This is a genomic window from Pseudomonas sp. ES1 (assembly GCF_050586605.1).
Lineage (GTDB): Bacteria > Pseudomonadota > Gammaproteobacteria > Pseudomonadales > Pseudomonadaceae > Aquipseudomonas > Aquipseudomonas sichuanensis.
The window spans coordinates 1-7,210 of sequence record NZ_JBOBDM010000110.1 but is presented as its reverse complement, the minus strand read 5'-3'; the positions used below and the strand labels follow the sequence as shown (position 1 = coordinate 7,210).

Genomic DNA, 7,210 nt, shown 5'->3' with positions numbered 1-7,210 from the left:
CCAGCTGGTGGCCTACGTGGCCGCCGAGCAGGAGCAGCCTGAAGTGCTCAAGGCTGCGCTGCGCGAAGTGCTGCCGGAGTACATGGTGCCGAGCTTCCTGGTGTACCTGGCGCAGCTGCCGCTGACGCCCAACGGCAAGCTCGACCGCAAGGCGCTGCCGGCGCCGGATGCACGGGCCCAGCAGCAAGCCTACGTGGCGCCGCAAAGCGAGCTGGAACAGCGCATCGCCGCCATCTGGCAGGACGTGCTGGGCCTGGAGCGCATCGGCCTGAACGACAACTTCTTTGAACTGGGCGGCCACTCACTGCTGGTGGTGACCGTCGTTTCCCGTATTCAACTTGAGCTCGGCATGAAATTGACTCCTCAACTGATCTTCCAGCAACCGCTTCTCAAGGATTTCGTCGAACACCTCGCGGCAGATGCCGCACCGGTGGATGAATCGCGCCTCAGCCGCCTCGAAGCGCTGCTCGACGAAATGGAGGACGTGTGATGGATCTGAATGTCGCAAGCCGTATCGCCAAGCGTTTCATCAACCTGCCGCTGGAAAAGCGCCGGCTGTACCTGGAGCAGATGGCCCAGGAGGGCATCACCCCGGCCAACCTGCCGATCCCCGAGACCCGTGGCGACTTCGAGGTGCTGCCGCTGTCCTTCGCCCAGGAGCGCCAGTGGTTCCTCTGGCAGCTCGACCCGCAGGGCAGCGCCTATGTGCTGCCGATGGCCCTGCGCCTGCGCGGCGCCCTGGACCTGGACGCCCTGGCCCACGCCTTCAACGCCCTGATCGCGCGCCATGAGGCGCTGCGTACCCGTTTCATCCAGGTCGACGGCCTGCCTAGCCAGCAGGTACTGCCCGAGCTGCAGCTGCAGGTTGGCCTGCATGAGCAGCCGGGGCTGGACGAGGCCCAGGCGCAGGTGGCAATCAAGGCCTTCGTCCAGGCCCAGGTTGCCCAGCCGTTCGACCTCGAGCAGGGGCCGCTGCTGCGCGCCGAAGTGCTGCGCCTGGCCGCCGAGGATCACGTGCTGGTGGTCAGCCAGCACCACATCATCGGTGACGGTCGCTCGCTGCAGATCATGGTCGCCGAACTGATTGCCCTCTACGAAGGCCGCCTGGCCGGTGTAGAGCCGCCGCTGGCGGCGTTGCCGATCCAGTACGCCGACTACGCCGTGTGGCAACGCCGCTGGCTGGAGGCCGGCGAGCGTGAGCGCCAACTCGACTACTGGACCCAGGCCCTGGGCAGCGACCATGGCATCCTCGAACTGCCTACCGACTTCCCGCGCCCGGCCGAACAGAGCCTGCGCGGCGCCCGCTGCGAGATCCGCCTGCCCGAAGGCCTGCATGGCGCCCTGAACGCCCTGGCCAGGGCCCACGACGTGACCCTGTTCATGCTGCTGCTGGCGTCGTTCCAGACTCTGCTGCACCGCTACAGCGGCCAAGCGCGCATCCGTGTCGGCGTACCCACCGCCAACCGCAACCGGGTCGAAACCGAGAACCTGATTGGCTTCTTCGTCAACACCCAGATCCTCTCGGCCGACTTCGACAGCGCGCCGCCGTTCAGCACCTTGCTGCAACAGGTCAAGGCCTCGGTGATCGCCGCCCAGGCGCACCAGGAGCTGCCGTTCGAGCAACTGGTCGAGGCCCTGCAGCCTGAGCGCAGCCTCAGCCACAACCCGCTGTTCCAGGTGCTGTTCAACCACCAGCGCCAGGCCCGCAACCCCGGCGCCCAGGCGCAGGCGGGCGGCCAGGGCCTGGCGGTCGAGAGCCTGGAGTGGGAGAGCCGCAACGCCCAGCTGGACCTGAGCCTGGACACCTTCGAAGGTGACGATGGCCTGGCCGCCAGCTTCACCTACGCCACTGACCTGTTCAGCGCCGAGACCATCGCGCGCATGGCCGGGCACTGGGTCAACCTGCTGCAGGCGCTGGTCGCCGACGCCGCCCAGCGCGTGGTCGACCTGCCGTTGCTGGAGGCCGCCGAGCGCGCGCAACAGCTGCAAGGCTGGAACGCCACCGCCGTCGACTACCCGCTGCACAGCAGCATCCGCGACCTGATCGAAGCCCAGGTGGCACGCACGCCGCAGGCGCCGGCGCTGGTGTTCGGCGAGCAGACCCTCAGCTATGCCGAACTCAATGCCCGGGCCAACCAGCTGGCCCGCTGGCTGGTGGCGCAGGGCATCGGTTGCGACGGCCTGGTCGGCGTGGCCATGGAGCGCAGCCTGGAGATGGTCGTGGCCTTGCTGGCGGTGATCAAGGCCGGCGGCGCCTATGTGCCGCTGGACCCGGACTACCCCGAAGACCGCCTGGCCTACATGATCGAGGACAGCGGCATCGAACTGCTGCTGAGCCAGCCGGGCGTGGTCGAGCGCCTGCCGCTGCCGGAGCATGTCCGCGCCCTGGCGCTGGCCCCCGGCGCCACCGGCTTCGACAGCCACAGCGCCGATGACCTGGGGCTGACCATCGTCCCCGAGCAACTGGCCTATGTGATCTACACCTCCGGCTCCACCGGCAAGCCCAAGGGCGCCGGCAACCGCCACAGCGCCCTGACCAACCGCCTGTGCTGGATGCAGCAGGCCTACGGCCTGGGCGCCGGCGACACGGTGCTGCAGAAGACCCCGTTCAGCTTCGACGTGTCGGTGTGGGAGTTCTTCTGGCCGCTGATGACCGGCGCGCGCCTGGCGGTGGCCGGCCCTGGCGACCACAAGGACCCGGCGCGCCTGGTGGCGCTGATCAATGAACATCAAGTGACCACGCTGCACTTCGTGCCCTCGATGCTGCAGGTGTTCCTGCTCGATGAGCAGGTCGCCAGCTGCACCAGCCTGTCGCGCATCGTCTGCAGCGGCGAGGCGTTGCCGGTCGAAGCCCAGCGGCAGGTGTTCGCCAAGCTGCCAACGGCGGGCCTGTACAACCTGTACGGCCCCACCGAGGCGGCGATCGACGTCACCCACTGGACCTGCCGCGAGGAAGGCCGTGACAGCGTGCCGATCGGCCAGCCGATCGCCAACCTGCACACCTATGTGCTCGACGGCGAGCTGGAGCCGGTGCCCCAGGGCGTGATCGGTGAGCTGTTCCTGGGCGGCGAAGGCCTGGCCCGCGGCTATCACCGTCGCCCGGGGCTGACCGCCGAGCGCTTCATGACCAGCCCGTTCGGCGACGGCCAGCGCCTGTACCGCACCGGCGACCTGGCCCGCTACCGCGCCGATGGCGTCATCGAATACGCCGGGCGAATCGACCACCAGGTGAAGATCCGCGGCCTGCGCATCGAGCTGGGCGAGATCGAAGCGCGGCTGATGGCACTGGACGAAGTACGCGAGGCCGTGGTGCTGGCACTGGACCTGGGCCATGGCCAGCAACTGGTCGCCTATGTGGTGGCCGTGGACGGCGAGGAGGGCGGCAATGCCCTGCGCGACCGCCTGAAGGCGCGCCTGGCGCTGGAGGTGCCGGACTACATGGTGCCGGCCCAGTGGATGTTCCTCGCGCAGATGCCCCTGAGCCCCAACGGCAAGCTCGAACGCCGCGCCCTGCCCAAGCCCGATGCCCAGGCCCAGCAACGCGAGTACCTGGCGCCGCGCAGCGAGCTGGAAGCGCGCTTGGTCAGCGTCTGGGAGGATGTGCTCAAGCGTGAGCGCATCGGTGTCAGCGACAACTTCTTCGAACTGGGCGGCGACTCGATCATCTCCATCCAGGTGGTCAGCCGCGCCCGCCAGGCCGGTATCCGTTTCACCCCCAAGGAGCTGTTCCAGCACCAGACCGTGCAGAGCCTGGCCAGCGTCGCCCGCCTGGGCGAACAGGCCCCGGCGGGCGAGCAGGGGCCGGCCCGTGGCCAGGCCCTGTTGCTGCCGTTCCAGCAAGTGTTCTTCGAGATGGACCTGGCGCGCCCGCAGCATTGGAACCAGTCGGTGCTGCTGCAGCCGTCCAGCGTGCTGCAAGGCGCGCTGCTGGAGCAGGCCCTGCAAGCGCTGGTCGGCCACCATGACGCCTTGCGCCTGAGCTTCAGCCAAGTCGACGGCCAATGGCGCGCCGACTTCGCCGAGCGCCAGGGCCAGGCCCTGCTGTGGCAGGCCGAGCTGAACCATATCGACGAGCTGGAGGCCCTGGGCAACCAGGCCCAGGCCTCGCTCGACCTGGCCGCCGGCCCTTTGCTGCGCGCCGTGCTGGCGCAGGTGCCCGACGGCGGCCAGCGCCTGCTGCTGGTGATCCACCACCTGGCGGTGGACGGGGTGTCCTGGCGGATCCTCTTCGAGGACCTGCAGAGCGCCTACAACCAACTGGCCCAGGGCCAGGCCGTGAGCTTGCCGGCCAAGACCAGCTCGGTGCAGGCCTGGGCGGCGCGGCTGCAGGCCCATGCCGCGCAACTGCGCGACAGCCAGCTTGAGTTCTGGCGTGACCAGCTGGCCGATGCCAGCCCGCTGCTGCCCTGCGACAACCCCGACGGTGGGTTGAGCAACCGCCATGCGCGCACGGTCAACAGCCAGCTCGACAAGGCACTGACCCGCCAACTGCTGCAAGTGGCGCCGGCGGCCTACCGCACCCAGATCAACGACCTGCTGCTGACCGCCCTGGCCCGCGTCATCGCGCGCTGGAGCGGCCAGCCGTCGGTGCTGGTGCAACTGGAAGGGCATGGTCGCGAAGACCTGTTCGACGACATAGACCTGACCCGTACCGTGGGTTGGTTCACCAGCCTGTACCCGGTGCGCCTGACCCCGGCGGCGAGCCTGGAAGGCTCGATCAAGCAGGTCAAGGAACAATTGCGCGCCATCCCCGACAAGGGCCTGGGCTTCGGCGTGCTGCGCTACCTCGGCGAGCCAGCGGTGCGCGACGCCCTGGCGGCGCTGCCGGTACCGCGCATCACCTTCAACTACCTGGGCCAGTTCGATGCCAGCTTCACCGAGGATGACGGCCTGTTTGCCCCTTCGGGCGAGGCCGCCGGTGCCGACCAGGATGCCGACGCGCCGCTGGGCAACTGGCTCAGCCTCAATGGCCAGGTGTTCGACGGCGAGCTGACCCTGGGCTGGACCTTCAGCCACGAGATGTTCGACAGCGCCACCATCGAGCGCCTGGCGGCCGAATACAGTGCCGAACTGGCTGCGCTGGTCGAGCATTGCTGCGAGGACGGCCAGCGCGGCCTGACCCCGTCGGACTTCCCCCTGGCACGCCTGACCCAGGCCCAGCTGGACGCCCTGGCGCTGGACGCCGCCGAGGTCGCCGACCTCTACCCACTGTCACCGATGCAGCAGGGCATGCTGTTCCACACCCTGTACGAGCAGAACGCCGGCGACTACATCAACCAGATGCGCCTGGGGGTCGAAGGCCTCGACCCGCAGCGCTTCGAGCAGGCCTGGCAGGCCGCCGTCGACGCCCAGGACATCCTGCGCAGCGGCTTCCTTTGGCAGGGTGCAATCGAGCAGCCGTTGCAGGTGGTCTACAAGCAGGCACGCATGCCGTTCAGCGTGCATGACTGGCGTGGCCGCGACGACCAGGCCGAGGCCCTGGCGGCGCTGGCCGAGGCCGAGCGCCTGGCCGGTTTCGACCTGGCCCGGGCGCCGCTGTTGCGCCTGCAAGTGGTACAGGTGGCCGAGCAGCGCTTCGAGCTGATCTACACCCACCACCACATCCTGATGGACGGCTGGAGCAACTCGCAGTTGCTCGGCGAAGTGATGCAGCGCTACGCCGGCATCGAACCCGAGCGCGGGGCGGGCCGTTACCAGGACTACATCGCCTGGCTGCAGGCCCAGGACGCCCAGGCCAGCGAGACCTTCTGGAAAGGCCAGTTGCAGGACCTGGACGAGCCGACCCGGCTGGCCGAGAGCCAATCGGGCAGCGTGCGCGGCAGTGGCTACGGCGATACTCGCCAGGCCTTCGATGCGGCCCTGACCGCACGCCTGGGCACCTTCGCCCGGCAGCAGAAAGTCACCCTCAACACCCTGCTGCAGGCCGCTTGGCTACTGCTGTTGCAGCGCTACACCGGCCAGGCCTGCGTGACCTTCGGCGCCACCGTGTCGGGGCGCCCGGCCGCGCTGGCCGGCATCGAGCAGCAGATCGGCCTGTTCATCAACACCCTGCCAGTGATCGCCAGCCCGCAGGCGCAGCAGTCGGTGGGCGACTGGCTGCAGGCGGTGCAGGCGCGCAACCTGGCCCTGCGCGAGCAGGAACACACGCCGCTGGCCCAGGTGCAACGCTGGGCCGGTACCGGCGGTGAAGCGCTGTTCGACAGCATCATGGTGTTCGAGAACTACCCGGTGTCCGAAGCCCTGGAGCAGGAAGCGCCCCAGGAACTGCGCTTCGGCGCGGTGGCCAGCCAGGAGCAGACCCACTACCCGCTGACCCTGGTGATCGCCGCCGGCGACCAGCTCAACGTGCAGTACAGCTACGCCCGCAGCCACTTCGACGAGGCCGCCATCGCGCGCATCGGCGAACACTGGCGCAACCTGCTGCTGGCCATGCTCGACCAGGCCCAGCGCCCGTGCGCCGAGCTGGACATGCTGGGCGAGGCCCAGCGCCTGGCGCAGTTTGCCGAATGGAACGCCGAGGCCCGCGATTTCCCGGCCCAGGCCTGCTTGCACCAACTGATCGAAACCCAGGCCGCTCGCGTACCGGACGCCACAGCCGTGGTGTTCCAGGACCAGCGCCTGAGCTACGACGAGCTCAACAGCCAAGCCAACCAGCTGGCTCATTACCTGATCGCCCAGGGCGTTGGTCCTGAGGTGCGTGTCGGTCTTGCAGTCGAGCGCGGCCTGCCGATGGTGGTGGCGATCGTGGCCATCCTCAAGGCTGGCGGCGCCTATGTGCCGCTGGACCCGATCTACCCGCAGGAACGTCTGGGCTTCATGGTCGAGGACAGCGGCATTGCCGTATTGCTGACCCAGGCCTCGCTGCAAGGGCGCTTCCCCGGCGTGCCGGCCTTGCTGCTGGACACCCCGCTGGATGGCTATCCGCAGCACAACCCTGAACAAAACGTGGTCCCAGGCAACCTGGCCTACATCATCTACACCTCCGGTTCGACCGGTAAGCCGAAAGGCGCGCTGCTGGCCCACCACAACGTGGTGCGCCTGTTCGAGGCCACCGAAAGCTGGTTCGGCTTCGACCAGACAGATGTGTGGAGCCTGTTCCACTCGTACGCCTTCGACTTCTCGGTCTGGGAAATCTTCGGTGCGCTGCTGTACGGCGGCAAGCTGGTGGTGGTGCCGCAGGACGTGGCGCGTTCGCCGGAAGATTTCCTGC

2 protein-coding genes are annotated in these 7,210 nt (G+C 68.4%); both read left to right on the top strand.

Features of this window, described 5'->3' with window-relative positions:
- The coding region (locus ACQ4N9_RS26115; protein WP_430934069.1) for a phosphopantetheine-binding protein at nucleotides 1–490 on the top strand (490 nt) is incomplete at its 5' end.
- A partial coding sequence (locus ACQ4N9_RS26110) for an amino acid adenylation domain-containing protein (protein WP_430934067.1) occupies nucleotides 490–7,210 on the top strand: 6,721 nt, incomplete at its 3' end. The genes ACQ4N9_RS26115 and ACQ4N9_RS26110, both read left to right, overlap by 1 nt.